At 42.2% G+C, this 26,353-nt stretch carries 26 protein-coding genes and 1 tRNA gene; 9 read left to right on the forward strand and 18 right to left on the reverse strand.

All coding sequences use genetic code 11. The annotated features are described in order from the left end of the window. Positions 1–7 precede the first annotated feature (7 nt). The 3 genes from KA713_04645 to KA713_04655 all read right to left on the reverse strand — a co-directional run bounded on the left by KA713_04645 (position 8) and on the right by KA713_04655 (position 3,607). On the reverse strand, positions 8–745 hold the full coding sequence (locus KA713_04645) for a PorT family protein (protein UXE67894.1): 738 nt from the start codon (positions 743–745) through the stop codon (positions 8–10). Continuing rightward, on the reverse strand, positions 694–1,359 hold the full coding sequence (gene ubiE / locus KA713_04650) for a bifunctional demethylmenaquinone methyltransferase/2-methoxy-6-polyprenyl-1,4-benzoquinol methylase UbiE (GenBank protein ID UXE69029.1): 666 nt from the start codon (positions 1,357–1,359) through the stop codon (positions 694–696). The genes KA713_04645 and ubiE overlap by 52 nt, the downstream gene beginning before the upstream one ends. Positions 1,360–1,534: 175 nt before the next feature. Beyond that, the gene (locus KA713_04655) at positions 1,535–3,607 is read right to left on the reverse strand and encodes an OmpA family protein (protein ID UXE67895.1); all 2,073 of its coding nucleotides are present in this window, start codon (positions 3,605–3,607) and stop codon (positions 1,535–1,537) included. 149 nt (positions 3,608–3,756) lie between these two features. Here KA713_04655 and KA713_04660 point away from each other — a divergent pair, with 149 nt between their 5' ends. The 4 genes from KA713_04660 to KA713_04675 all read left to right on the forward strand — a co-directional run bounded on the left by KA713_04660 (position 3,757) and on the right by KA713_04675 (position 6,265). Then, the gene (locus tag KA713_04660) at positions 3,757–4,359 is read left to right on the forward strand and encodes a YihA family ribosome biogenesis GTP-binding protein (GenBank protein UXE67896.1); all 603 of its coding nucleotides are present in this window, start codon (positions 3,757–3,759) and stop codon (positions 4,357–4,359) included. A 36-nt stretch (positions 4,360–4,395) separates the two neighbouring features. After that, entirely contained in the window at positions 4,396–4,815 is a 420-nt protein-coding gene (locus tag KA713_04665; GenBank protein ID UXE67897.1) for a DUF5606 domain-containing protein, read from the forward strand. A gap of 81 nt (positions 4,816–4,896) precedes the next feature. Further along, positions 4,897–5,553, forward strand: a complete 657-nt coding sequence (gene fsa / locus KA713_04670) for a fructose-6-phosphate aldolase (protein UXE67898.1) — start codon at positions 4,897–4,899, stop codon at positions 5,551–5,553. 1 nt (position 5,554) lies between these two features. Further along, positions 5,555–6,265 carry an ATP-binding cassette domain-containing protein gene (locus KA713_04675; GenBank protein UXE67899.1) on the forward strand — a complete coding sequence of 237 codons (711 nt, stop codon included), beginning with the start codon at positions 5,555–5,557 and terminating at the stop codon, positions 6,263–6,265. 50 nt (positions 6,266–6,315) lie between these two features. Here the strand turns inward: KA713_04675 and KA713_04680 are convergent, their stop codons facing one another. The 12 genes from KA713_04680 to KA713_04735 all read right to left on the reverse strand — a co-directional run bounded on the left by KA713_04680 (position 6,316) and on the right by KA713_04735 (position 18,432). Beyond that, a complete protein-coding gene (locus KA713_04680) occupies positions 6,316–6,837 on the reverse strand; it encodes a hypothetical protein (protein UXE67900.1) in 522 nt (173 codons plus the stop codon). Between the two features lie 2 nt (positions 6,838–6,839). After that, positions 6,840–7,283, reverse strand: coding sequence for an RNA polymerase sigma factor (locus tag KA713_04685; protein ID UXE69030.1), 444 nt, complete (start codon positions 7,281–7,283; stop codon positions 6,840–6,842). 212 nt (positions 7,284–7,495) lie between these two features. Continuing rightward, positions 7,496–8,260 carry a hypothetical protein gene (locus KA713_04690; GenBank protein UXE67901.1) on the reverse strand — a complete coding sequence of 255 codons (765 nt, stop codon included), beginning with the start codon at positions 8,258–8,260 and terminating at the stop codon, positions 7,496–7,498. 2 nt (positions 8,261–8,262) lie between these two features. Next, positions 8,263–9,699: an HD domain-containing protein gene (locus KA713_04695; protein UXE67902.1), complete on the reverse strand. Its 1,437-nt coding sequence runs from the start codon at positions 9,697–9,699 to the stop codon at positions 8,263–8,265. A gap of 66 nt (positions 9,700–9,765) precedes the next feature. Further along, positions 9,766–10,788 (reverse strand): LLM class flavin-dependent oxidoreductase, encoded by a 1,023-nt coding sequence (locus KA713_04700; GenBank protein ID UXE67903.1) that lies wholly within the window; start codon positions 10,786–10,788, stop codon positions 9,766–9,768. A gap of 433 nt (positions 10,789–11,221) precedes the next feature. Continuing rightward, positions 11,222–11,295, reverse strand: a tRNA-Cys gene (locus tag KA713_04705). Between the two features lie 100 nt (positions 11,296–11,395). Beyond that, a complete protein-coding gene (gene rpsA / locus KA713_04710) occupies positions 11,396–13,237 on the reverse strand; it encodes a 30S ribosomal protein S1 (GenBank protein ID UXE69031.1) in 1,842 nt (613 codons plus the stop codon). Between the two features lie 368 nt (positions 13,238–13,605). After that, complete coding sequence (locus KA713_04715) at positions 13,606–14,733, reverse strand: ISAs1 family transposase (protein ID UXE67904.1); 1,128 nt, start codon at positions 14,731–14,733, stop codon at positions 13,606–13,608. Positions 14,734–14,851: 118 nt separating this feature from the next. After that, a complete protein-coding gene (locus KA713_04720; GenBank protein ID UXE67905.1) occupies positions 14,852–16,297 on the reverse strand; it encodes a TolC family protein in 1,446 nt (481 codons plus the stop codon). A 7-nt stretch (positions 16,298–16,304) separates the two neighbouring features. Next, complete coding sequence (locus KA713_04725) at positions 16,305–16,985, reverse strand: ABC transporter ATP-binding protein (protein ID UXE67906.1); 681 nt, start codon at positions 16,983–16,985, stop codon at positions 16,305–16,307. Between the two features lie 133 nt (positions 16,986–17,118). Then, positions 17,119–18,000 (reverse strand): hypothetical protein, encoded by an 882-nt coding sequence (locus KA713_04730; protein ID UXE67907.1) that lies wholly within the window; start codon positions 17,998–18,000, stop codon positions 17,119–17,121. A gap of 18 nt (positions 18,001–18,018) precedes the next feature. Continuing rightward, a complete protein-coding gene (locus tag KA713_04735; protein ID UXE67908.1) occupies positions 18,019–18,432 on the reverse strand; it encodes an OmpA family protein in 414 nt (137 codons plus the stop codon). 136 nt (positions 18,433–18,568) lie between these two features. Here KA713_04735 and KA713_04740 point away from each other — a divergent pair, with 136 nt between their 5' ends. Then, positions 18,569–18,988, forward strand: a complete 420-nt coding sequence (locus tag KA713_04740; GenBank protein ID UXE67909.1) for a hypothetical protein — start codon at positions 18,569–18,571, stop codon at positions 18,986–18,988. Positions 18,989–18,990: 2 nt separating this feature from the next. Continuing rightward, positions 18,991–19,611 (forward strand): YdeI/OmpD-associated family protein, encoded by a 621-nt coding sequence (locus tag KA713_04745; protein ID UXE67910.1) that lies wholly within the window; start codon positions 18,991–18,993, stop codon positions 19,609–19,611. Between the two features lie 30 nt (positions 19,612–19,641). Here the strand turns inward: KA713_04745 and KA713_04750 are convergent, their stop codons facing one another. Together KA713_04750 and KA713_04755 are read right to left on the reverse strand one after the other, a co-directional pair. Further along, complete coding sequence (locus KA713_04750) at positions 19,642–20,133, reverse strand: histidine phosphatase family protein (protein ID UXE67911.1); 492 nt, start codon at positions 20,131–20,133, stop codon at positions 19,642–19,644. Between the two features lie 273 nt (positions 20,134–20,406). Beyond that, positions 20,407–20,901, reverse strand: a complete 495-nt coding sequence (locus tag KA713_04755; GenBank protein ID UXE67912.1) for a nuclear transport factor 2 family protein — start codon at positions 20,899–20,901, stop codon at positions 20,407–20,409. 101 nt (positions 20,902–21,002) lie between these two features. Here KA713_04755 and KA713_04760 point away from each other — a divergent pair, with 101 nt between their 5' ends. From KA713_04760 to KA713_04770, 3 genes are all read left to right on the forward strand, one after another. Next, positions 21,003–22,145, forward strand: coding sequence for a tetratricopeptide repeat protein (locus KA713_04760; GenBank protein UXE67913.1), 1,143 nt, complete (start codon positions 21,003–21,005; stop codon positions 22,143–22,145). Continuing rightward, positions 22,145–22,684: an HD domain-containing protein gene (locus KA713_04765; GenBank protein UXE69032.1), complete on the forward strand. Its 540-nt coding sequence runs from the start codon at positions 22,145–22,147 to the stop codon at positions 22,682–22,684. The genes KA713_04760 and KA713_04765 overlap by 1 nt, the downstream gene beginning before the upstream one ends. Before the next feature lie 410 nt (positions 22,685–23,094). Continuing rightward, a complete protein-coding gene (locus KA713_04770) occupies positions 23,095–24,849 on the forward strand; it encodes an AAA family ATPase (protein UXE69033.1) in 1,755 nt (584 codons plus the stop codon). A 325-nt stretch (positions 24,850–25,174) separates the two neighbouring features. Here the strand turns inward: KA713_04770 and KA713_04775 are convergent, their stop codons facing one another. Beyond that, positions 25,175–26,341: an O-succinylhomoserine sulfhydrylase gene (locus tag KA713_04775; GenBank protein UXE67914.1), complete on the reverse strand. Its 1,167-nt coding sequence runs from the start codon at positions 26,339–26,341 to the stop codon at positions 25,175–25,177. Positions 26,342–26,353: the final 12 nt, after the last annotated feature.

Consider the following 26,353-nt stretch of genomic DNA (forward strand, 5'->3'; position numbering starts at 1 on the left):
AAAAAGGTTATTGGAAGATAAGATAGACACCAATGGTGTTTGTGTTCAATCGGCTGATGGGGTCTTTGTAATAATTTGACTCATCGCCCAACATGTTTGAAATGCCTCTCGAAAATCGAATTTCAGGAGAAAATTTGAAAAGAGGAAAATAAAAATCGAAGCCAATGCCAGCATCCAAGCTTATATTTCTTCGCACGATTGGGAGAGTGGCAGAAGCATTTCCAACATCGTTCTTACCAGAGATTTCAAATGCGGGTGTTAACCCCCCTATCATATACATGCGCACATTGCCACGCCTCATTGATTTGAATTTTAGCAATAGCGGAAATTCCACCAATGTAGATTCCACCATTTGATATTGCGTGGTGCGTTTGGTAAAGTAATAGGTAAGTCGGTGAGAATAGAAACCAGCCTTTGGCATGAGCCGCAAATCAAAAAACTCGTTGAGTCGATAATTGACCAAAAAGCCCAATGAAAAACCGGGGAAAAATTGTGGCTGAATAGACGACAATGTATCGTAGGCCTTTGCGATAAATTTCTCAGAATAGTTTACCTGATACGAACTGGTATGCAAGCCGATTGAAAACCCATAGCTGATTTTTCGCTCGTCATAATTGGGATTGTGCTGCCGAGCCCAGCGAAACAATTGCGCCTGCGCAGCCGAAGTAAGCAAGAGCAAAAACGAAACGGCTACTATTTGATGCCGGTGTAGAGCGAACTTACTCCAAATGTTAATGGCCTGCATGTAGTTTTTTTATATCCAACAGCTTCCAAAATGTCGGTAAAATTTTTACCGTCTGGAAAGGCACTTACCGACTCGGGAAGGTACGAATAAGCTGCTGAATCTTTTGAAAATATTTTTCCAACCAAGGGTGTAATCACCTTGAAATAAAACAAGTAGAAAGGACGAAACCAAGGTGACCGAGGATTGGAACATTCCAAAATCACCACCTTTCCTCCTGGCTTTAATACCCGGTGCATCTCTGCCAATCCCTTTTTTAGATTCTCAAAATTGCGTACACCAAAGGCAACGATGATCGCATCGAAATTATTGTCAGCAAAGGGTAGATTTTCTGAATCGGCCGTTTGCATCGAAATAATTTTGTTGTGGCCTTTGTCCACCATTTTCTTTCTTCCCACCTGCAGCATACCTTCGGAGATATCAATACCAACCACTTTCTCAGGATTCAGACTCAGCGCTTCAATCGCAAAATCGCCTGTACCTGTGGCAACATCTAGTATTAACTTGGGGTGCAATTCCTTCAATGTATCAATTGCTTTTCTTCGCCAAATAATATCAATGCCAAAACTCAAAAAGTGATTCAAAAAATCGTAGGTACCACTGATGGAGTTGAACATGCGGGCCACTTGTTGCTTTTTGGTGGCTTCATCATTTTTATAGGGGACTACCAAGAATATTTAAGATTTAAGATGTTTGATTTAAGATTAAGGACTCTTAACAACCATAGATTCCTAACTCAGATAACAAGTATAAGAAGCTGTTGTTTTGATTAAGTTGGGCGAAATCAAAAATTTAATTGCCCAACACTTTAAACTCCACTCTGCGATTTAATTGACGACCTTCTTCTTCATCGTCATTGCTAGCCAGCGGACGTTCTTCTCCATAACCTATTGTTGCTACTCTTCGTGGGTCAATTCCCTTTGAGGTTAAAAAACTCTTTACGGCTCTTGCTCTTCTTTCAGATAGGTTCATGTTCACTATTTTAGAACCGAAGCTATCGGTATGGCCTGCAATTTCAACTGAAAGGTTTTGATTTTGTTTCATCATCGCCTCCAACTTGTTCAACTCAGGGTAAGCCTCTGTTTTGAAGGTGGCCTTATCAAAATCAAAATAAATATTGCGTAGAATAGAAACCGCTCCTACCACCAACTTTCTCATTCGAATGGTGTTGGTAATGGTTTTCTCTTTCTCAGTGGCTGCCTCTACTTTTACGGTAAGATTTTGAAAAATATATCCTTCACGCTCAATTGATAATCGATAGTCTTTTGGCTTCGTGCTTGCCAATGAAAACTCATATTCAGTACCATTGTTGGTCATGCCCACTGGTGAATTATCTTTAGAACCCTGCATGCGCACCTTGGCATCAATTGGACTTTCAGACTCTGCATCTACTACCTTCACTACATATTTGATTGGGACTATGCTTGGCTTAACGGGCTCTACTATGGGTTCGACCTTTGGTTCTACTTTAGGCTCTACCAATGGGATTTTAGGTTCTTCTATGATCGGATCGGGGGTTTTTGCTACTATTGATTCCTTCTTTGGCTCTATTGGTAAAATCTCATAGATATCTTCATAGCCAATTCCATCATCTCTTAGAGACGAATAGTACCATCTTTTTCCGTCTTTTGAAGTGCTAAAAAACACATCATTATCGGGGGAATTAATGGGATACCCAATGTTTTCAGGCTCAGTCCATTCATTTTTGTCCGCATTGATTAAAGTTGTTTTAAAGATATCATACTCACCCATTCCCTTTTTGCCTTTCGAACTGAAATACAAAGTTTTTCCATCGTAAGAAATAAATGGGCCATCTTCTTCGTATTCTGTATTGATTGTTGTCCCTAAGTTTTTTATTCGGCTCCATTCTCCATTACTATCCTTTACACTATAATAAATGTCAGAAGCTCCATAGCCTCCTGGTCTTTCACTCGCAAAGTATATCGTATTTCCATCGGCTGTGATTGAGACGGACGATTCTCTATATGAGGAATTTAAAGCTGTTAAGGCTTCAGGTTCGCTCCAAGTTCCATCTTTTTGTCTTTCACTCTCGTAAATATCTCCATTTCCTTCATCTTTATATAAAAACAATGTTTGGCCGTCAGGAGAAAGAGTTAAATTAGAATCTCCAAATTTGCTATTAATCGGGAGGCCGATATTTTGAGCTTTCTTCCAAGATCCACCTACTTTCTTGGCAATAAAGACATCTTCATAGGGCTTGTTATCAATAGCAACATTTTCATACGTATTTCCATCTCGCCTACGAGTGGTAAAAATAACTTCTGATTCGTCCGCGTTAAACACAGGGCCGTAATCTTCAAATTCAGAATTGATCTCTCTCCCCATATTGATAATTGAATATGGCTGAGGATTGGCTACGAACTCTTTTCCGTTTTTACACTCTTCTATGTTTCTGTCAACTACTTTCAATTCTATTTTGTCTTTGCCCAGATAGTTAGGCTTTCTAATCAATTTATCCCGGTAACGGTTATAAAAATCAATTGCTTTATCAAATTGCAAACCATATTGATAGCTTTTGCCAATCCAAAATTCTAAATCAAATCTATAATTTGGATCCTGTCTATAAATTCGTAAGAAGTACTTTACAGCCAATTCCTTACCAATGGTTATCAAATGCATGTGCCCAGCCTCAAAATTTGCCTGAATAAAAGTAGTATCCAGATTCGCTGCCGTCACTATAATCTCGCGGGCTTCGTCTTCAGCTTTTGTATCAGCCAAAATCAACTCAGCCTGTTCCATGTAAGTTCGAGCCAATTCTTTGTCTTGTCGGTTCTGGGCGAACAAAAGATCAGACGAAAGTGTGATTAAGCAAAGTAAAAAAAGTACCCGCAAATAGCTGTACATATCAAAAAATGGTTTTACTCGATTAAAAAATAAGTTAATAAGGGGCAATTTAGCAAATTCCTTCAAAAAATAAAGCGGTCATTTTTTATCATAACTAACTCCATTATTACATTCTTAGTAATTTGCGCTTCAATCAACACTTTAAGTATATGGTAATCAGGTTGGCAGAATTCATGGTGAGCAATACCGACTACCAAAAATGCCCCGAGCCCAAACTTCCAGAGTTTGCCTTTATCGGCCGATCAAACGTTGGCAAGTCCTCTCTCATCAACATGTTGGTGGAGCGCAGAGACTTGGCCAAAGTATCGAGCACGCCTGGCAAAACTCAGACAATCAATCACTTTGCTATCAATAAGCAATGGTATTTGGTAGATTTACCAGGCTATGGTTTTGCCCGTGTTAGCCGCGAGTCGCGCTGGCAATTCGGTCAAATGATTGAAGGGTATTTAAAAAATCGAACCAATCTCTTGTGTACGTTTATCCTACTAGATGCCCGTTTACCTCTGCAAAACAAAGATTTAGATTTCATCAATTGGATGGGCGAGCAGCAATTGGCAATGTCCATCATACTTACCAAAGCTGATAAACTTAAGCAGTTTGAATTGGCCCAATCCAAAAGTCAAATTGAGGCAAGCCTGCTCAAATATTGGGAAGAACTTCCTCCTCTCTTTGTTACCTCGGCCGAAAAAAGAACCGGACGTGATAAAGTTTTGACTTTTATCACCGAATCAATGGCCACGGCAAGCGAATAAAATCATTAGTTTTGCCGAAAATTTATTAATCAATTTATGACGTTATCGGATATCGCTTCAGTCAGCGGAAAAGGAGGATTGTTTAAGATTTGGAAACCTGGCAAATCGGGAGTAATTCTCGAATCGCTTGATGTTACCAAAGCAAAGCTTGTGGTGGGCGCAACCCAACGCATGTCGGTGCTAAGCGAAATCTCCATTTATACGACCACCAAAGAAGGAACCGCACCGCTGCAAGAAGTATTGAAAACCATGAACGTTAAGTTTGGTCAAGAATTGGGGATCACTCCAGAGGCCGATACCAAAGATCTTCAGGCTTTTATGAAATCATTTTTGCCAGAGTTTGATCAAGACCGTGTATATCCGTCAGATATTAAAAAGCTCATTAAGTGGTATAGCATTTTGGTGCAAGAAGCACCCGAAGTGTTTGATGCTACCGAAGATAAAAAGCCTGAATAGCCATGTTGCTTTTTGATAAATTTGTTAACCAATCCGAGATCAAAAAAACCGATTTTCTCACTACCCTAAAATAAAATTCAAATGAAGTTCTTTATCGACACGGCCAACCTCAATGAAATAAAAGAAGCCTACAACTTGGGCGTTTTAGATGGCGTAACCACCAACCCATCGCTCATGGCCAAAGAAGGAATTGCCGGTGCGGAAAAAGTAAAGGCACACTACAAAGCCATTTGTGACATCGTTGACAATAACGTGAGTGCAGAAGTGATTGCCACCGATTTTGATAATATCATTAAAGAAGGAAAAGAGTTGGCAAAGATTGACGATAAGATTGTGGTAAAAGTGCCGATGATTAAAGATGGCGTAAAGGCCATTAAAAAATTTACCAGCGAAGGCATTCGAACCAATTGCACCTTGGTGTTTTCTCCAGGGCAAGCTTTATTGGCCGCCAAAGCAGGCGCTAGTTATCTTTCTCCCTTTATCGGGCGGCTGGACGACATCTCGCAAGATGGGCTTGAACTCATTGCCCAAATCCGTTTAATCTATAACAACTACGGATTTGAAACTGAAATCCTAGCTGCTAGCATTCGCCACACCATTCATTTAGTTAAATGTGCCGAAATTGGTGCCGATGTAGTCACTTGTCCATTGAATGTGATCATGAGTTTGCTAAAACATCCGCTCACCGATAGTGGCTTAGAGAAATTTTTGGCCGACCACAAGAAAGCTAACTCCTAACATGTTTTCAACCGATCCCGTTGTTCGCGTAAAAGAGGCAAGCATTTTTCAAGATCAAAGCACCGTGCTCAGCAACATTAGCTTTGAAATTGAAAAAGGTGAATTTGTATTTATGATTGGTCGCACGGGCTCAGGCAAATCATCTTTGTTAAAAACTTTATATGCCGATCTTCCTCTTCGGCAAGGCGACATCAGTGTGGCTGGTGTATCGATTCGTGGAATCAAAAACCATGAAGTGCCTTTGCTTCGCAGAAAAATTGGAATCATCTTCCAAGATTTTCAATTATTGCCCGATCGCACCGTGGGCGAAAACCTGATGTTTGTAATGAAGGCCACTGCGTGGAAAGACAAGGCCAAAATGAAGAACCGGCTGGCAGAGGTGTTGATGCAAGTAGGATTAGGGGCAGTAGAAAAAAAAATGCCGCATCAATTATCGGGTGGCGAGCAACAGCGTGTGGTGATTGCCCGTGCCTTGCTTAATGAGCCGTTGATTTTAATTGCAGACGAACCAACTGGAAATTTAGATCCCGAGGTGGCACATGGCATCATTCGTATATTTCAACAAATCAATAAAAGTGGCACTGCAATCCTAATGGCCACGCACAGTTACGGGTTGATCAAAAAATTTCCTGCCCGCATATTGAAATGCGAAGAGAGTAAAATACTTGACTCTACCAAAGAGCAGTTTGAGTTGAATCAAGACTTGTATTAAAGGATCCTGGATACTGGATCAAAATCAAGAATCCAGTATCAAGAATCGATTTAAACACTTTTAGAACTTTCCTTATCTTCTTCCCTCCTATCCAATTTATTCAATTGCTGATTGAGTAAATCAATGCGAACCAACAGATTCAATACCAAAGCATCCTTTACATCTTGCGAGGGGCGTTGGCGCATTTCGGTTTTGAGAACTTGATACATGGCCTCTAGTTTTTGAATATTCTGTGTCACTTCATCATCCGTCTCACCCTGCTCTATCTGAAACTGAGAAACCAACTCCGCCTTCTCCGTTATCTGGTTACTATAAAAAACATCCAAGTCTTTGAATTCACTGGCCAGTTGCCGATTGGTTTTGTTGATAGGTGCTGTTCGGGTAATCAACAAATAAGAAGATAGCCCAAACAAAATAATGGCGGTTGCACGCCAAACTGAAACCGTATTCCACCACCTTGTTCTATGGGACGAGAGACCAGCTTCAATTTTAGTCCAGGCAGTTTGATTTGGTTGTTTATTGTCAAACCCATCTCGGTTTGCATCCATAAACTCTTTTAGTGAATCTTTCATACTCATTTCTGTTCTAGTAATTCTTTTAATTTCTTCTTTGATCGATTGAACTGCGATTTTGATGTTGATTCCGTGATGTTCAATATCTCGGAAATCTCACCATGGTCGTAACCTTCCAACAAATAAAGCGATAGTACGGTGCGATACCCATCTGGCAAAGACTCAATGGCAGACCTCACTTTTTCAACGGTGAATGGATAGGCTTCAAACGGATCTACTTCCTGCTCTTGCTTCACATCCCATTTATCATCATCGGGAAATCGTTCTGTCTTTCTTTTGTGAAGATAATTGATTGCTTTGTTTACTACAATCCGCTTCAGCCACGAACCAAACGATGACTCTTGTCGATAACTATCTAGATTATTGAAGGCACTGATAAAGGCTTCTTGCAATACATCGTGCGCTTCGTCTTCGTTATTAACGATTCGGTAGCCAACATTATACATGCTTCGGCTATACAATTTATACAAATCATAGTACGATTGGCGGTCGCCAGCACGGCAACGGTCAATCAACTGCTGATGTACATGTATCACCGTTGAATCCAAAAAAACAGAATTTCAGAATTAAAGACCGCGGGTTTTTGAAAAGGTTGCATTCAATTGGGTGTTGGGTTGGTCACCCCAGTCTTAAGCACCATCACTTAAAGCCCAAAAGATTACTTCGTCTTCGCCAATCCCTCTTTTGCCAACACAAAATCAGGTGCGATTGCCAACGTTTGCTCGAAAAACTTTTTAGCATTCACCTTGTCTCCTTGATCGATGGCCAACATACCTTTTAAATTAAGCACAGCCACGCGCATGGCGTAATCCTTAGGTTTTCCATCGGCACCATTGAAAGTCACTTTATTGGTGTCCACGTCTTTTGATGCCAACAAAATATCCGAGGAAGCTCCGCTTTCACCATATCTATTTAAGCGATATTGAAGAAAAGCCATTTTGTACATGATGCTAATATTGGTGGTAAGCAAATACAAGCTTTCATATTTTTGAATGGCTTTGTCCAACACACCTAAGGTTTCTAAACCAGAAGCATTGATTTCCAATGCTGCCGTATTTTTTGGATTGCGTACCAGCAGCTCGTTTGATACCAACACAGCGCTGGCCGCCTTTTGATTTTGGTAATAGAAAACTGCTAGATCAAAAATTAACGAATCGTTTTGAGGGTTGCGAACAATTAAATCATAAAGAGCATCTTTGGCCACCTCATAATCGTTCCACTGGAGGGCCGTAGCATATTTTCGGGCAAAGTGTTCTGATAAAATATTTCGTGGAGCCAGCGAATCTTTTTTTACAGGTTCAGCTTTCTTTACTTCCGTTGTTGCAGGTTGGGCAGTGGTTTGTGGCTCTTCACCCTTTTTCTTCTTTTGGGCGAATGCATTGAAACAAAAAAATACGATCAATAGTACAAGTACACTTCTCATGTTCATACAGGTGGATGGGTTATAGTTTTAGTTTTAATGGTTAATCCTTTTAGGAAAGCGATTTTCAGCATGTATTCATACGCCTCTTCGTGATTGTTTTTGATTACACCTTCCAATATAGCCTCTTTTATTTCATCTTTAATATCGCCAATGATTTTGCCAGGGGGAACATCAAATAATTGCATGATCTCATCACCCGCCACGGGTGGTTGAAAGGTGCGGATATGATCTTTCTCTTCCACCTCAATCATTTTTTGTTGAACCTTTTCAAAATTAGTCAGGTACTTCTTTACCTTTTCCGAATTTTTGGAAGTAATGTCGGCTCGGCACAATTTCATGAGCGCATCGGCATCTTCGCCCGCCTCAAAAAGCAATCTGCGAACAGCCGAATCGGTTACATCTTTTACCAATGCAATGGGGCGCAAATGCAAACGAACCAGTTTTTGTACAAACTCCATTTTATCATTCATGGGCAACTTCATGCGCCTAAAAATACCCGGCACCATTCGCGCACCTTTGTCTTCGTGTCCATGAAAAGTCCAACCCACTTCTTTGTCGAACCGCTTGGTGGCTGGTTTGGCTATGTCGTGCAAAATAGCTGCCCAACGCAACCATAAGTTATCTGACATTTTAGAAACATTGTCAAGCACTTGCAGGGTGTGATAAAAATTATCCTTGTGGGCTTTATTGTCTTGATACTCTACACCGTGTAAGGCCACCATCTCTGGAAAAAACTCTTTGAGTAATCCTGCTTGAAACAGCAACTTGAATCCGTACGAAGGCAGGGGCGTCAGAATAATTTTATTCAGCTCTACGGCAATGCGCTCCATCGATACAATCTTGATACGGTCTTTATTTTTAATAATCGATTCAAACGTATCGGCATCAATATCAAAATTGAGCTGAGAAGCAAAGCGAATGGCGCGCATCATGCGCAGCGGATCATCGGAAAAAGTAATTTCTGGATCAAGTGGCGTCTTGATCAACTTTTCTTTTAAATGATTCACACCCCCAAACGGATCTATCAAATCACCATAATTAGATTTATTGAGGCTGATGGCCATGGCATTGATAGTAAAGTCCCTCCGGTTTTGATCATCTTCAAGTGTGCCACCTTCTACAATTGGCTTACGTGAATCTCGTTGATACGACTCTTTCCGTGCACCTACAAACTCTAATTCATACTCACCGTGCTTGACATTGGCCGTACCAAAGTTCTTGAAAACGGTTACTTGCTTTTCGTTCAAAATCTTTGCGACTGCTTCCGCCAATTCGATGCCACTGCCTACACAGACAAAGTCGATATCTTTGCAAGGACGCTTGAGCAGCAAATCACGAACGTAGCCGCCTACCACATACGCCTTGCAGCCAAGTTTTTCCGCAGCATGCGCCACTGACTTAAACACAGGGTTCTCTTTCAACTGGGCGGAAAAGTTCACAACAGGCTTTTTTCGATGATTAAAACCCTCAAAGGTAAAAGGAAATGCGGAATTATTTAGAGCTTGCTATCCATTAACCAAAGGCTTCACCTTCTTACCAATCAACTCGATGGCCTGCATCAATTTTTTGTGAGACAGGCCGGCATTGTCCATTTGAAAAGACAGTCGAGTAATGCCACCCAATGCGTTGCTATGTCGAATGATTTTCGCTGCTACTTCCTCCGGGCTGCCTACCAAAAACGCACCCAATGGGCCACGCTGAGATTCAAAGCCAGCCCTTGTAACAGGTGGCCAACCACGCTCTTTGCCAATGCGTGTAAACATCTCGGCATAACCGGGATAGTAATCAGCAATAGCCTCTTCCGTTGTATTGGCAACATAGCCCAAGGAGTGCAATCCTACTTTCAATTTTTCGGGAGAATGCCCTGCCTCTTTGCCTGCCTGCCGATACAAATCAATCAGCGGGCGAAACCGATGCGTCTCTCCACCAATAACCGCAACCATTAGTGGTAAGCCCAGCATGCCTGCGCGGATAAATGATTCAGGTGTTCCGCCTACACCCAACCAAATGGGAATGGGATTTTGCAGTGGACGTGGGTACACCGATTGATTTTTCAAAGGTGGGCGAAACTGCCCAGACCAATTGACCACTTCATTCGCTCGAATCTGCAAAAGCAATTCTAGTTTCTCAGCAAACAAGTCGTCATAGTCTTGCAGATTTAATCCAAACAATGGAAAGGACTCAATGAAAGAACCACGGCCTACCACCATTTCTGCACGGCCCTGCGAAACCAAGTCAAGCGTAGCAAAATTTTGAAACACACGAACAGGATCTGCTGCACTCAAAACCGTAACGGCACTTGTTAAACGAATGCGTTTAGTGCGGGCAGCAGCTGCCGCCAAAATAACGGCCGGTGCAGAATCTAAAAACTCTTTTCGATGGTGTTCCCCAATGCCAAATACATCCAAACCATAGCTGTCTGCTTGCTCGATCCGTTCCAATAGTTCAGTGATCACTTGAGTGCTGCTCAATCGCTCGCTGTTATCGCTTGCAGTAATGGCGGCAAAGCTGTCAATTCCAACTTCCATTTTTTTGTTTTATTTATATGTAAGATACGAAATGCAATTAACCACAGAGCTTATACTGTACTTTGGAAACTCTGCGTTCTTTGGAGTTAAAGGAACAGTCTTTTCTTTTACAGAAAGTTAAATAAAATTTCAAACCTTTAAACTTCTTGCCTTATGTTCAATAAACTTTTATGACCAAATCGGCTCTGGAATTATTAGGGCTTGGGAGCATTACGCATCAACACGGATTTATTGATGACCTCCATGGCTGGGTGATTTTTGACAGGAAAACGATGTAGTCTTATTTGTATACCGGCCAATTCTGAACGCGGGGTGAAAAACGCAATCTATCGTTTGGGTATGTTGTTGGTCTGACACCCGAGCTACTCCTGCCTTCATATTCAAGCAGGAAAAAATTAGCAAGTAAAAAAGCCATGAATGTCTTCATGGCTTTTGGAGGTCTCGAGCGGATTCGAACCGCTGTAGGAGCTTTTGCAGAGCTCAGCCTAGCCACTCGGCCACGAGACCTTATTGATGCTACAAAACTACAAAATCGCATTGGTATTGCAACCATAAAAAAAAGTGGCCCCAAAATATGGGGCCACCTTAGAATCATCTGAAAGAAAACTTAGTTGGCGTCTGGGTTAGACTTAGCCGCATTCATTTTCTCTTTCAACGCACTCAATGCCTCGATGTCGCCCAAGGTAGATTTCTCTACTTCTTGATTGATTTTTTCGATGCTCTTGCCTTTAGGCGCGGCTGGCTTCTTAGCAGCCGCTGCTTTAGGTGCCGCTGGCTCCTCAGCCGACCACATGGCCTTCAAGCTTAAAACAATTCTTCTGTCATCTTTCGAGAACTCAAGCACTTTAAAGTCAAGTGATTCGCCTGCTTCTACTTTGCCACCATCCTCTTTGGCAAGGTTTTTTGCAGAACAGAATCCTTCAATTCCATAAGGCAACTCAAGGGTAGCACCTTTGTCATTTTTACTTAGAATTGTACACTTGTGAACGGAACCAATAGTGAAGATGTTCTCAAATGTATCCCATGGATTTTCTTCCAAGTGCTTATGGCTCAAGGCCAATCTTCGGTTGGCTGTATCCAATTCCAATACTTGCACATCTATCTTCTCCCCTACCTTAGTGAATTCAGATGGGTGCTTGATTTTTTTGGTCCAGCTCAAATCTGAAACGTGAACCAATCCATCAATGCCTTCTTCTAATTCAATGAACAACCCAAAGTTGGTAAGGTTGCGAACGACACCGGTATGACGTGTGCCGATGGCATACTTGCCCAACACATCTTGACGTGTCCAAGGATCTTCGGTCAATTGTTTAATGCCCAACGACATCTTGCGTTCGTCACGGTCGATAGTCAAGACTACAGCGTTTAACTCATCACCAACTTTCATGAAATCTTGCGGGTTGCGCAAGTGTTGGCTCCAGCTCATTTCACTTACGTGGATCAAGCCTTCTACACCGGGTTGCAATTCTAAGAACGCACCGTAATCAGCCACGTTAACAATCTTGCCTTTTACTTTCGATCCGATTGCGATCTCGGCCGCTAATGACTCCCAAGGGTGAGGCGTCAATTGCTTCATACCCAATGAAATTCTCTTTTTGTCGCCATCGAAATCCAACACTACTACCTTTACCACCTGATCGAGTTTCAACAACTCTTCTGGATGGCTGATGCGACCCCACGAAATGTCGGTAATATGAAGAAGACCATCTACACCACCCAAGTCGATGAATACACCGAAGTTGGTCATGTTTTTGATCACACCTTCCAATACTTGTCCTTTTTCTAAGTTTGTTAAGATAACAGCCTTTTGCTGCTCAAGGTCTTTTTCGATCAATACCTTATGCGACACTACTACGTTGTCGTTGGTATTGTTGATTTTCACCACCTTCACCTCAATCGACTTATTCACATAAATATCGAAATCGCGGATAGGCTTCACATCAATTTGAGATCCTGGCAAGAAAGCTTCGATACCAAACACATCTACAATCAAACCACCTTTGGTTCTGCGTTTCACAAAGCCTTCAATCACTTCGTCTTTATCCAATGCCTTCTGAACATAATCCCAGCCCTTCACCAACTTCGCCTTTCTGCGCGACAGGATCAATTGCCCCATGGCGTTTTCGCGTTCCTCAATGAACAAATCCACTACATCACCAATCTTTAGGTTGGTCATGTCTTTGAATTCGGCCAACGGCACCAAGCCATCAGACTTGAAACCGATATTTAATATAACATCGCGGTCGTTGATGCCCACCACAGTGCCTTCCACTACTTCGCTTTCGTTAACCGAAGTAACAGAGCCACCGAACAATTTATCCAACTCGGCACGTTCATTTTTTGAATAACCTTCCCCGAAACCTTTGCGGTCAAAGGTTTCCCAATTGAAGTTTTCAAGCGAAAAATTAGATGCGGTAGCTTCTTTGCGAGCGGTTACATCTTTGATCATGCGGCTGATGCCCTCTTCTTCCTCGCGCTTCTTCTGCGCCTTAAAGGCAGCAAGGTCGTCTTGCTCAAGTTCTGCTTCTGCAGTCTTTACGTCTACATCCGCTTCAGCACCTTTTACGGCAAGGGCTTTTTTCACTTGTCCATCTCCTTTCGATGTTTTTGAATCTTTTTGATCTTTGTCTTTTGACACTTTAGCCATACGCTTTGCCCTGTTTTACATGCAACGAACGGGCATTTTCGCTACAAATTTAGTTTTAGATGGCTGCTTCTTTAAAAAAACAACCCCTGATGATTTCATCAGGGCCGCAAATATAGGTAAAAAAGGCAGAAAGCCTTACTAAAAGGATGGTTTTAGCAGGGAAATCGCTTTTAACATTTCAGCACCAAACTTCTGTAACCATCATCTAGTGCAGCGGTCAACCGTTTAGATCGTTTGGACATTTTGGTGGATTTTTCTTTGTCCAACAAAGCCAAGGCCATCTTGTTGACAATCGAGAAATTGACAACCGAGTTTCCGGATTTCATCAGCAGGGCATCTTCGTTGAAGAGCACATCCAATGACCAGTGCAGGTTGTTTTCGATTGCCCAATGTTGCCTGATCTTGGCATTGAACTGTGCGGCATCCCCGCGCAAAGAAGAAATATAATAGCGGGCCTCCCGCGTGATCTTCCCTGTTTTCTTTTCTGCCCGTTCTGATCTTATCCGCACGATGCTTTGAAGCCCCGGCCAATGCGAACGGTCATCTAAAAACCTCAACCCACTGATCACATCACATCCCCTTTTTTCTGCACGCCCATGCCCCATATCTGTCTGCCTATGGGAATGGGAAGGTTTTTCAAGGGTGAACACTTTCTCGATCTGTTGTTTCAGACTTTTCTGGTTGTCCTTCACCATCAAAATATAATCGGCCTTCTTGTCGAGGATTTTCTGGGCAATATCCTGTTGGCAGCCCATTGCATCCACAGTGACCACACAGCTTTCAATGGCAAGCATGTCCAATAAAACAGGGATGGCGGTGATCTCATTGCTCTTTTCCTTCACACATTGTTGGCCCAGGCAAAGCCTGTTTTGGGTGGCATAAGCGGAGACCAGGTGAAAAGCTGTCCGGTCTTGCGAAGCTGATCCACAAAGCGTCTTCCCATCTATGGCAACCACTTCCCCGTCCGTTAGTTTGGACAGGGAATTGACCCAAAGCATAAAACACCGGTTGAACTCAACGGGGTCGATCAACGCAAACACCTTCCCCAACACATCGTGTGAAGGTATCCCATTTGCATAGGGAAGGTATTGGCGCAACCAGTCCAGTTTGGCTTTCCCGAAAACGTGTACGGGGCACCAGCCATCGGCCCCGCTCAGTACGGCCGAGATCACTAAAAACAAAATCTCATCCAGCGGGTATTGAAAGTGGCCTTTGGTGGTCCTGCGAGGGTCGGGCAAGGGGCTGAAGGATGTATGGAAAACCGAGTTGCTATCTCTAAGGGGATTTGGGCTACGCATTTTTTTTCACGTAACTCATTTTGATGAATCAAAAATACAGTATCACTGCCCTTGCTCCAAATACTTCATAATCATTTTGTTATCTGAAAATTTCTTAAAAGCGATTTCCCTGATGGTTTTAGGGTTGAATATCTTCTACTTTTAGTGTGCCCACAGCATAGTCTAGCAATACCTTTTGGAAGAGCAAACGATACTCTGCTTGTGCCTTGTCGGTTTGCGCCTGCACAAACACGCGATTGGCGTTAATAAAGTCTACAAAATTGGTAACGCCTAGGTTGTAGCGTTCTGTTTCCAAACCAAAAGCCATCTCAGCTGCCTTTAATTGATCGACAGTTACTACGTAAGCCTTTTTTGCACCGTCATAGTTTCTTGAAGCGCGAACCACATCATTGCGGATTTGATACTCGATGTTTTTCCGTGTCAACTTGCTGTTTTCATATAATGTTTTTTGTTGATAATAATTTGTTCTGTTCTGCAAACCACTAAAAAGTGGAATGGAAAGCTGAAAGCCATATTGCTTGTAAACGTTATCGAATCTAAACTGATCATTAAATGATCGCTGCTTATCATTCGGCTGAAGAGTTTCTACCCCTTGCAAACCATATCCAGAAGCCTGCGAAGGGTCTACAACTACAAGTGTTCTAAACCTAGAAACAGAGTCCGGTTCTCCTCTTTGAAAGTTGTAGGCGGATCCGTAGTTAAAAAAAGCAAATAAAGATGGCATCATATTTCCCATGGATGCACGCATAGCGTATTTTTGAGCTGATTCATTCTTTTCAGCCCGGATATAATCTCCACGATGTAGTTTTGCTTGACCAGCCAATGTTTCGGGGTTAATACTTTCTGCGCTAATTGTATTGATATCCCAGCTAGGACGCTCCACGTCATACTCCTCTAAGGCATCTATTAAAAGGGTTTGAGCTAAAAAGGCTTTGTCATTATTAAGGGTAATTTCTGCTTGCACCGCTCGTAGTTCAGCCCCCTTGGTCAGTGCATCTTGATTATACTCATCAACTGGCGATTTTGCTCCCACCCTTACCTGCTCTATCGTTTGCTCCAATTGTTTAGTTAGTGCGGCCAGGTTTTCTTTAGCAATTCGTAGCAATTCGACATCTAACATAACTTGCAAGTATTGCGTTGAAACCGTATTGAGAACATCTTGCGAGGTGCGTTGAACAAAATTGGCTTGCGCGTCTAGCTGATGTGAAAACTGCTTGATTGAATTGATTCGATTAAACCCACTAAACAAATTTAGGTTGGCATTTAAAGAACCCGAAATATTATCGCGAACACCATTTACAACCTGCCCAGTATTTTGATTAAACGAATTACCGTTAAATTGTGAAGTTGTCAAATTTGCGGAGAGATTGGGCGCGATACCAGCAATGCTCGATCTCTTCTGGGCTTGGTTAAGTTCTAAATTATTGCGTTGTTGATTTAACACAATTGAGTTTTTCAATGCGATTTTTATCGCTTCATCAAACGTCAAAATTCTTTTTCCGCTTTGCGCGAAGCCGAAAGACAAACAGAAAAAACTAAAAATTGCTAAAATTATTCTTCTCATAATTTACTTATCTCTTTACCAATTCATCAGATTCAATTGCGCCATCCACTACTTTTACTACACGCTTGCCACGCTTGGCATTTTCTTCGGAGTGGGTTACCTGTATAATGGTGATGCCCTCATCGTTTAGTTTCTCAAAAATGTCCATGATCTGCTTGCCTTGGTCGGAATGCAGATTGCCCGTGGGCTCATCGGCTAATAACAATTTCGGTTCACCAACTATTGCTCGGGCAATTCCCACCAATTGCTGCTGCCCGCCCGAGAGTTGTTCGGGAAACAAATCTTTCTTCGCTACCATGTTAAACCGGTCCAGCATTTCGGCCACCATGCTTTTGCGTTGGCTTCCGCTTACTCCCTTATACAGCAAAGGCGTTTCTATGTTTTCGTAAACCGTTAATTCATCGATTAAATGATAGGCTTGAAAAATGAAGCCGATGTAATTCTTGTGCATCTCACTCTTCTGCTTTTCGCGCATTTTGTGCACGGGCTCGTCAAAAAAATAATACTCTCCAACAGAGGGTTCATCTAACATACCAATGATGTTCATCAACGATGATTTGCCCGCACCGCTAGGACCCATAATGGTTACAAACTCCCCTTGTTGCACCTCAAGATCAACACCTTTTAAAATAAAAGTGCGCTGAAAACGGGAATCAATGTATTTGTCGATCTTTTGAAGTTTAAGCATAGTGTTGGTTAACCGAGGAGATAATGGCGAATAATATGCCAACCTCGATTATCTGCAAAAGACGCTAAATTTGGTTGTTTTGTTGCTTAGAAATCGTTCGCTTGTGAAAAAAGGTGTCCGAAAGCGGATATGTTCAATACGAATAATTGTCATTCCATGGGCGCCAGTCTCTCCAAGATTCTTCTATTTTAATCCACTTTAAGCCAGGTCGGATCGTTCCGGTTCTGATAACCGATGTTGAATCTATTTTAGGACCTAAAGAATTTGCGATTAGAAACCGATAAGGTCCAAATTTCTTATTTAATAGTTCGATTGAAGTGCCTCTTGACAAATCTAATTTTGCACTGTTCTTTTTAAAAGCATTAAGAATTTGACGAAATTCTTTTGGCTTTATATTCAAATAGCGCAACGGCTGTATTGAATCGATACCATTAGGCGAAAACCGAAATGTAAACATCCATCTATTGGCAAACCTCTGGTTTTCCGCAATCAATGAGGCATCATCTAAAATCTTGTAATCCTTAAGCTTTTCAAGCGATAAAAAAAAAGGATCAACCCAATTTACCTCGTCATTAAATTTTTCGACTTGGTAGTGCTTTAATGTTATTTCGAAGCAATCACACCAATTCACATAGTTGAGTGAAACCATTCTTTTTGTGAGTGATTGCGCGAATTTATTAATCAACATCACCTCTTTTTCGTTCGAAACAAAATATTGATTGATTCCATTCTCCTCAAATTCCTTCTGCTGAGAAAGGAATAAAGGCTCTCTGATCAAAAAGATCCAAATAATGTAGCCAAAAGCTACGACTAAGATTAGTGCTATAAAAATCCTAAACCCTAGCGTTTCTTTTAGCTGCTTATATCGAGAAATTTTCTCATTAGTATTCCAATAATTCTCTACGTCATCTTGCAGAGCTCGATTGGTTTCAAAATGTTCTTTGTATTTCTTAAAGGCCTTCTTGGGTTTACGAGTATAATCCTCCTTCCGCATACCAAACCCCATATATCCCATAAATCATCAATAAGATTGTTAAAACACTAACGGATGCAAAATCACATCCACTCTCCTATTCATCGACATGCCTCGGTAATTTTCGTTTGAATAAACGGGGTTTTCAAATGCCCAATCTTTTATATGGATGATGCGCTCGGGAATATCTTTTTGGATCAATGCATCAAACACCACTTGACTGCGCATTTTAGAGAGCCATTGGTTGTAGCGCTTCCCACCGACAGGATCGGTGTGGCTGATCAATTGGATTTCGTATTTATCTAATAAGTTTGGAATAGAATCGAGCCAGCGCGAAAGCGAAGTAGATTGTTCATCGTCCAAATAATAGCTGCCACCGCCAAAAAAAATGCTCATGCGAATTTCTTCTTGCTGAGCCACCATAGATCCAGAAGAAAACAGCGCTAAGATTAATATTAGGATGAGTCGTACCACGGTATTAGAGACAATAATTTGTCATCATATAAATAAAGGTAAACATGAATATTGAAAAATCCATTTTGGTCAACCCAAGGCTGAGTTGCTTTTGCTTCCTACGATTGCTTAATTTGTAACAAATTTACAAATGCCTATGCGCCATTTTCGCCTCCTTTTGTGGATTCCTGTCTTAATGCTATCCTCATGCGGCAATAAAATTATTTACTACGGTCGGGAATATACACCCACTCAAAATGTGGACATTTTCTTTCGGGAAGGTGATGTAGCCGAGCCCAACGAAATTATGGGAAAGGTAACGTTGGAAATGTCAGCTAAAAAAAGCTCTGATAAAATACAACGTAAGTTGATGAATCGCGCCAAAAGCAAAGGTGCCGATGCCATTATTTTCGATAACATTAGTTTAACTACCACGGGCAGTACTTCTGGCACAGCAGGCGTAGGCACTGCCAAGCGTGGTTGGTTTTTCGGCATCTTTGGGTCGAAAACCAAATACGATAAAGGGCAACAAGTAAGCGGAACCTTGTTGAAATACAAAAAGAACATCGGCAAGTAAACATGCCATTAAAAATCAAAAAGCAATTTCAAGAGGTTGAGCCCAAAAGCCGAAAAGAGTGGCGACAGTGGCTGCAAAAAAATAACACGCAATCAGAAAGCATTTGGGTAGTCATTGCCAAAAAGGAAAGCGGACTGCCCAGCATAACCAACAATGATTTAGTCGAAGAAGCATTGTGCTTTGGCTGGATCGATAGCGTGCCCAATAAAATAGACAATCAACGATTTAAAGTTTTGGTTTCGCCACGCAAACCCAAAAGCAATTGGTCGCAGATCAATAAAGGGCGAGCCGAGCGTATGATGAAAGAGGGCTGGATGACAGCGGCCGGGCAGAAGATGATTGATCTGGCAAAAAAATCGGGAACGTGGAATGCTTTGAACAACATAAGCGAACTTCAATTACCTGCAGATTTAAACCGTGCGTTCAGTAAAAACAAAAAGGCGAACGAATTTTTCAACGCCTTTCCTCCTTCTACCAAAAAGGGAATATTGGAATGGATCCTCAATGCAAAAACCGATGAGACGAGGAATAAGCGCATCACCGAAACAGTAAGCCTAGCATCCAAAAACATTCGTGCGAATCAGTATCGGCAACCGAAAAAGTCGACTGACAACTCCAAGTAATCAGAGGATTGATTGCCAATTACTAACCTACTAAAATGTCAACCAAGTAACGTGGGCTTGCTTGTTTTCTCCAAGGGCTACAATGATTAAGTTACCGTACTCACTATCCGCAAAGGCAGCATATTCTTCTTTGCCAATCAAATAATTAACAATGGCAGGCGTGGTATTCGAATGGCCACAAATCACTACCGTTCCTCCAGACCACCGAGCAAGTGTCTCATCAATCTCGGCCATCTTACTGCCATCATAATGATTGATGGATAGATTCTTGGATTTTGCCAACGGCTTTACGGTATCCTCTGTCCGCTTAAATGCGGTGGAGTAAATTGCGTTAATCTTGGTTTTGGAGAGCAATGTCACCAAACCGGCAGCCCGGTTTTTGCCAGCTTCTGAAAGTTCGGGGTTTTTGCCTCCATCGTTTTCTTTCTCAGCATGGCGAAGTAAGATAATTGTGGTTAGCTTTTCTTGAGAGAATCCAAGTTGAGCAAAAAAAATAGTTATGGTTAAAAATAAAATCTTCATTGCTTAGTTGTTTTGCTAAAGTAATCACTAATAACAACGCTCCCTGCATCAAATCATGGAAGGCTCTTCTCTTTGGATTGTTAAGCATCGTCACAATCTCAACGAGAAACCAAAAAAATCCGAGCCAACTTAAAAAACTTTCCACCCGGCTATCAGATGCAGGAGAACGACCTAGTTTGATGATTTGAAAAGCAAGAACCAGTATTCCTAAGACCTCAAGAAATAATACCCGCGCAAAATCTACTCCAAAAGGTATCGTACTTTTTTTCCATACTACTTAAACTGCTGAGAAATCGAGTCAGGTATTTGGCAATTCTCTTTTCGTCTGGTATCAGCCAAATGAAAAATCTTCCATTGGCCATCGGTGTCTCTATACAATTGAAAAGCGTCTACCCCGCAATGGCTGAATTGGTTGCCCATGTAAAAAGCATAATCAGCCCACACCTGTGCAAAGTTGCCATCCACTTCAATTTTCAAATTCCAGATAGGCTCATTGTAAGCTACCGGGTGCGGTGTGCCAATGGCCTTCATAAAATTTGCGATGCCAGCTTCGCGATTGATAGAGGGCGAGCCATCTTTCTTTTGCCCAATGGTGACCATGGTAACCTGATCGGCAAAGGCTGTCTTTAACAACGAACTATCGCCCTTTTTCATGGCGGTGAATAGGGTATTAATCGTACTTTCTATATTTTTTTTATCCGTGGATGATTGGCCAAGGCAGGCAGTCGAAAAGATGACCGACAAAAATAGAGGGAGAAAATGTTTCATATGGATGGTGTTTCATCAAAAATAAGAACATTAAGGAATTGTTTGACATTCCCCATGACCCAAAAAATCTCTACTTTTATCCTTTGTTACTAACCACGTATATGAAATACCTCGCCTTACTTGTCTTATTGGTTTGTTCTAGTTCTGTTTTTGGTCAAAATCAATTGGATAGTCTTAACAAAGCGTTGGATAATGCCAAAGGTGACCAACGGGTAAAAACATTAAACGAACTCTTCCGCGCAAATTTTAATTCCGAACCAGTGCAAGCCATTGGCTACGCACGCCAAGCACTCACGTTGGCCACCGAAATTGATGACCGCAAAGGCATGGCAGCCGCCTACAATAATTTGGGCGTGGCCTACAAAAGCCAAGGTGCATTAGATAAAGCCCTGGAATACTATCTAAACTCACTAAAAATTTACGATAACCTAAAAAACAAAGATGGTGTTGCCACAACCAAGAGCAACATCGGAGCAATCTACTCACTTAAAAAAGATTACGGTCAGGCCATGAAGTATTTTGAGGAAGCCAACGAATCTTTTACTGAATTGGGCAATCCCGAAAAAATTGTTGGATCCTTGAACAACTTGGGCATTTTGCACAGCGACCTCCAACTATATGAACAGTCTTTGAAGTATTTCTCACAGGCCTCGCAACTAAGCGAAAAAATGGGTAAGGTAAACTCAGATCCACTCAACAATATTGGCAATTTGTATTTCCGCCAAGGTAACTACCAACGCGCAGCCGAGTACTATGAACGCGCAATGGTGATCGCCCGAAAAGAAAACAATCAAACCGCATTGCTCTATTCACTCGCCAATCTAGGCGAGTTGTATGCCAAAGCTGGGCAAACCACCAAAGCACAATCGTATTTAGATACTGCCGCAGTGCTGAGCGGGCGATTGCAAGCCTATTTGTTTGAGCCTACCATTTTGAAAAGCCAGGCTTCCAACTTCGCCAAGCAAAATAAAATGAAAGAGGCTTATGAAACCATGCTGCGCTACGACCAAGCTAAAGACAAAATATACGGTGAAGAAAGCACACGCAAAATAGCTCAAATGGAGATGGCCTTAAACCTTCACGAAAAAGAAAAAGAAATTGAATCGCTGAAGGCTACCGATGACATCAAAAGTTTGCAGCTAAAGAACTCACGCATGTTTATTGTGGCCATCGTATTAAGTATCATTACCATCATTGGCTTGATCAACTTCTTCTACACCAAAAGAAAAATTGCGAAGGCATGATGCAGCGAACTGAAGCCATTGACCTACTACGCTCGATGACGAAAAGCGAAAGTCTGCTGCGCCATATGCGCAGTATTGAATTGGTGATGGAGGCCTATGCCGAAAAATTTAACCAAGACAAAAATAGTTGGGGCATTGCGGGCTTGCTGCATGATGCCGACTACGAGGCTTTCCCTGACAAACACCCGCACATCATTGTAGAAAAATTACGCGAAAAAGGCGAAATAGAAATTGCCTATGCCATCTCAGCACATTATACCAAATGGAACGTCCCGTATAAAACACTGATGGACAAAGCGCTGTTAGCATGCGATGAACTGACCGGTTTTACCATTGCCTGCTGCCAAGTGCGGCCAGACGGAATCAATTCGTTGGAAGTGAAATCGGTAGTTAAGAAACTGAAAGACAAAGGCTTTGCCGCCAAAGTAGAGCGCGATGAGGTATACAAAGGCATTGAACTACTGGGTGTAGAGCTGAATAAACACATTGCATTTATTATTGATGTGTTGAAGAAAAATAAAGAAGAGTTGGGTATTTAGAGATTAGGGGCTGGGTATTAGGTGTTTGGGTTCAATTCCTAAGTCCTAAGCCCCAATACCTAAGTCCCAGCATCTATTGAGAATTAATCATTTCCACTTATATTTGAGCTTCTAAAAACAGTGCATATGTTCAATCAAAATGTGGCCGATGGTGCCAACCTCTTCGTAATCATTTTAGCGGTTATTGTTGGCTTCGCAGCAGCGATGGGCTATGTGGATTATTTGAGAACCAAGCAGAAGGGAGAGTAGTCTTTTTTCTGCTTTCTTTTAGATTTTTAGGGCTTCTGCATCCCTTTTATTTGTTGTAAAATTCCTGTTCATTTCTTGTTAGGCATTGATTACTTTGGCTAATCAAAACACCTACCATGAGTACACGCGGAAATAGTAATTCGCCCGAAACGCCAAAACCGATGCCGCTAAAATACAAGCATCGCGACATCAAAATCTATTCATCCGATGAATGGATGGCCGATAATTCCAAAAAATACCGCAAGGTTTTCGACCGATGGGAAACTACCTACCAGCGTGCAGAGTTTTCTTTTTTTAATAAACTTTTTGATGAAGAAGATTGGGATGCCTCCATTCGCATGAAGTGCTTCTTCCACAACGGAAGTCAAAAAAATGAACTGTGCAGCCTCGAACAGAAGCGCAAAGTGTTGAAAGATGAAAACATTGTGTACATCCGCGAGTCGTGGGGCAATGCCGCACCCGGTACCTATTGGCAAAAGGGCGATTACTCGTGGGAAGCCTACATCGATGAAGTGAAAGTTGGCGAGTCTAAATTCTATGTGGAAGACGTAGGGCAAGCAAAGCCCAACGAAAATCTTTTCTTCGATATTATTTCCATCAAAATGTTTGAAGGTGATGGGCAAGCGCATGCATTGCCTGAAAAAAAATACCTTAAAACATTTAGCCAAAAAGATACGCGCTACGTGTGGAGTGAGTTCAGTTTCAAAAACAAAAGTCCCAAAGATTATTACGCTGAAATCTTCTTCAATTTTTACGACAATGCCGGCCAACTGAAAGGGTCGCACGCGTACCTGACCTACGTGGCCCCCAATACGCCTGACAAAGTCTACACGATATTCCCCGGATGGGGTGGTGAAACACCCGGCCGATGGACAGATGATTCCTACACCATGGAAGTGGTGTTTATGGATAACCTCATTGCTACGGTGCCCTTCTTTGTGGGTATCGCCCTTGAAGAAGGAGAAGCCGCGGTGATTACGGATGCAGGAAAAATGATGAGCCAAGCTTCCAAGGCAGCCTCACCCACTTCCAACAAATCGTTGGATGATATTTTGTATGAAAGCTTGGCAGAACTAAATGCACTGACTGGGCTTGACAATATCAAGACCGAAGTAAACGAAATGGTGAAATTGGTTCGGTTCTACCAAGAGAGCGGAAAAGATGTGTTAAATAAATTTTCCCTTCACACCGTTTTCACGGGAAACCCCGGCACCGGAAAAACAACCGTGGCCCGCATCTTAGCTAAGATTTACAAAGGTCTTGGCATTTTAGAAAAAGGTCATTTAGTTGAAATGGACCGCGAAGGATTGGTGGCAGGGTATGTAGGCCAAACCGCTATCAAAACAGGCGAAAAAATTAACGAGGCCATGGGCGGCATTTTGTTTATTGATGAAGCATACTCGCTTGCTTCTGGCAAAGGCAGTCAGTATGACTTTGGGGGTGAGGCCATTCAAATTATTTTGAAACGGATGGAAGACCTGCGCGGAAAGTTTGGGGTGATTGTAGCCGGCTATACGGAAAACATGCAAGAGTTTATTGGCTCCAACCCAGGATTGAAATCTAGGTTCGATAAGTATTTTCAATTTGCCGACTACACACCCAATGAAATGTTTGCGATTGCCATGGCTCACTTCAACAAAGAGAGCGTGAAGCCCGAAGCAGCCGCTGCCGATCACCTAAAAAATTACTTCGACTTCTTGCACGGCCAACGCGACAAACATTTTGGCAACGCGCGCACCGTGCGGCAAGTGGTGGGCGAATCAGTCAAAAATCAAAACCTCCGATTGGCTTCCATGAAAAAAGAAGAACGAACACCCGAATTGATGGAGACCTTGATTTTGGAAGATGTGAAAGAGTTTGAAATCAAAGAAGTGGATAAAGGGCCAGCGATTGGGTTTAGGATCAAAGGCCAGTAAGGCTTGTTTAAATCCTCCAAAGCCTTTAATAAGATGTATGGCCGAAGGGGCAGTCTGTTTATCCCAAACTTTTAACGTGAAGAAGTAACGAGTGACGAATATTTTACCAATGTAATTTGCTACATCCACCGCAACCCCGTTCATCATGGGTTTACTAATTCATTTTCTGATTGGCCTTGGAGTTCGTATGAATTAATATTTGATGACACTCCTACCTTTGTGATGAAAAAAGAAGTGATGACATGGTTCGGCAATGCTGAAGATTATAAAAAAATGCACCAGCAATCTATTGCAGCATTTGGTGGAGTGGAGGGCTCAACAAAACCTAAAGCGCTTGCTCAATATCTTTCATAATATCCTCAACAGCTTCTAACCCCGCAGAGATGCGAATGAGGCCGGGAGTAATGCCCACGGCCAATCGTTCGGCATCCGTAAGTTTAGAATGCGTGGTAGAGGCTGGGTGCGTGGCAATGGTACGCGTGTCGCCCAAGTTGGCAGAGTGAGAAATCAACTTAAGTGAATTCAAAAAGTTTCGACCTTTGTCAATTCCGCCTTTCACTTCAAACGAAACAATGCCGCCACCCAAGCGCATTTGTTTTTTGGCAATGGCTTGCTGCGGATGCGAAGCTAAAAAAGGATACTTGACATACTCTACTTTTGGATGTTGTTCTAAATACTCAGCAATCTTGAGCGCATTCTCACAATGCTTTTCCATACGTACCGCTAGGGTCTCCAAACTTTTTGATAGCACCCACGCATTGAATGGAGACATAGATGGCCCCGTATGCCTGGCAAAGAAGCGGATCTCTTTGATCAATTCTTTCTTTCCCACAATCGCTCCGCCTATCACCCTCCCCTGCCCATCAATAAACTTAGTGGCCGAATGCGTAACGATGTGTGCACCCCATTGAGCGGGGTTTTGCAAATAGGGAGTAGCAAAGCAATTATCAACATTCAAAATAAGATTGTGCTTGTTAACCAATTTGCTCAGCCATTCCAAATCAATAATATCCAAGGCCGGATTGGAAGGCGTCTCCACAAAAATCATTTTGGTGTTGGGCTGTATCTTACTTTCCCACGAATCAACATCACTGATGTCTACATACGTGTGAGTGATATTAAATCGCGGAAACAGCACATTTAAAATTTGGTGAGTAGAACCAAATACCGAGCGTGAAGCCAGCACATGGTCGCCTGCTTTTAATAACGAAGCCATACTGCAATACATAGCCGCCATGCCCGAGGCGGTTGCGATTCCATCTTCTGCACCTTCCAACAAACAAAGCTTGTTGATGAATTCAGTATTATTCGGATTGGAAAACCGGGTGTAAATATTTCCAGGCACTTCATCGGCAAACAACGCACGAGCTTGTTCGGCATCGTCAAAAACAAAACTAGAGGTTAGGTACAACGGCACCGAGTGCTCGCGAAAATCGGTTCGGGCCGCTTGAGCACGGATGGCATCGGTTTCAAAATTTCGCTTCTCTTCCATAAATCAAAAATC

The sequence above is a fragment of the Chryseotalea sp. WA131a genome (assembly GCA_025370075.1).
In the GTDB taxonomy this organism is placed as follows: domain Bacteria; phylum Bacteroidota; class Bacteroidia; order Cytophagales; family Cyclobacteriaceae; genus ELB16-189.

Coding starts and splice junctions, on each gene's coding strand:
- KA713_04645 (UXE67894.1), bottom strand. CDS start 745: ATGCAGGCCATTAACATTTGGAGTAAGTTCGCTCTACACCGGCATCAA.
- ubiE (UXE69029.1), bottom strand. CDS start 1,359: ATGTTCAACTCCATCAGTGGTACCTACGATTTTTTGAATCACTTTTTG.
- KA713_04655 (UXE67895.1), bottom strand. CDS start 3,607: ATGTACAGCTATTTGCGGGTACTTTTTTTACTTTGCTTAATCACACTT.
- KA713_04660 (UXE67896.1), top strand. CDS start 3,757: ATGGTAATCAGGTTGGCAGAATTCATGGTGAGCAATACCGACTACCAA.
- KA713_04665 (UXE67897.1), top strand. CDS start 4,396: ATGACGTTATCGGATATCGCTTCAGTCAGCGGAAAAGGAGGATTGTTT.
- fsa (UXE67898.1), top strand. CDS start 4,897: ATGAAGTTCTTTATCGACACGGCCAACCTCAATGAAATAAAAGAAGCC.
- KA713_04675 (UXE67899.1), top strand. CDS start 5,555: ATGTTTTCAACCGATCCCGTTGTTCGCGTAAAAGAGGCAAGCATTTTT.
- KA713_04680 (UXE67900.1), bottom strand. CDS start 6,837: ATGAAAGATTCACTAAAAGAGTTTATGGATGCAAACCGAGATGGGTTT.
- KA713_04685 (UXE69030.1), bottom strand. CDS start 7,283: ATGTATAATGTTGGCTACCGAATCGTTAATAACGAAGACGAAGCGCAC.
- KA713_04690 (UXE67901.1), bottom strand. CDS start 8,260: ATGAGAAGTGTACTTGTACTATTGATCGTATTTTTTTGTTTCAATGCA.
- KA713_04700 (UXE67903.1), bottom strand. CDS start 10,788: ATGGAAGTTGGAATTGACAGCTTTGCCGCCATTACTGCAAGCGATAAC.
- rpsA (UXE69031.1), bottom strand. CDS start 13,237: ATGATCAAAGATGTAACCGCTCGCAAAGAAGCTACCGCATCTAATTTT.
- KA713_04715 (UXE67904.1), bottom strand. CDS start 14,733: ATGCGTAGCCCAAATCCCCTTAGAGATAGCAACTCGGTTTTCCATACA.
- KA713_04720 (UXE67905.1), bottom strand. CDS start 16,297: ATGAGAAGAATAATTTTAGCAATTTTTAGTTTTTTCTGTTTGTCTTTC.
- KA713_04725 (UXE67906.1), bottom strand. CDS start 16,985: ATGCTTAAACTTCAAAAGATCGACAAATACATTGATTCCCGTTTTCAG.
- KA713_04730 (UXE67907.1), bottom strand. CDS start 18,000: ATGGGATATATGGGGTTTGGTATGCGGAAGGAGGATTATACTCGTAAA.
- KA713_04740 (UXE67909.1), top strand. CDS start 18,569: ATGCGCCATTTTCGCCTCCTTTTGTGGATTCCTGTCTTAATGCTATCC.
- KA713_04745 (UXE67910.1), top strand. CDS start 18,991: ATGCCATTAAAAATCAAAAAGCAATTTCAAGAGGTTGAGCCCAAAAGC.
- KA713_04750 (UXE67911.1), bottom strand. CDS start 20,133: ATGAAGATTTTATTTTTAACCATAACTATTTTTTTTGCTCAACTTGGA.
- KA713_04755 (UXE67912.1), bottom strand. CDS start 20,901: ATGAAACATTTTCTCCCTCTATTTTTGTCGGTCATCTTTTCGACTGCC.
- KA713_04760 (UXE67913.1), top strand. CDS start 21,003: ATGAAATACCTCGCCTTACTTGTCTTATTGGTTTGTTCTAGTTCTGTT.
- KA713_04765 (UXE69032.1), top strand. CDS start 22,145: ATGCAGCGAACTGAAGCCATTGACCTACTACGCTCGATGACGAAAAGC.
- KA713_04770 (UXE69033.1), top strand. CDS start 23,095: ATGCCGCTAAAATACAAGCATCGCGACATCAAAATCTATTCATCCGAT.
- KA713_04775 (UXE67914.1), bottom strand. CDS start 26,341: ATGGAAGAGAAGCGAAATTTTGAAACCGATGCCATCCGTGCTCAAGCG.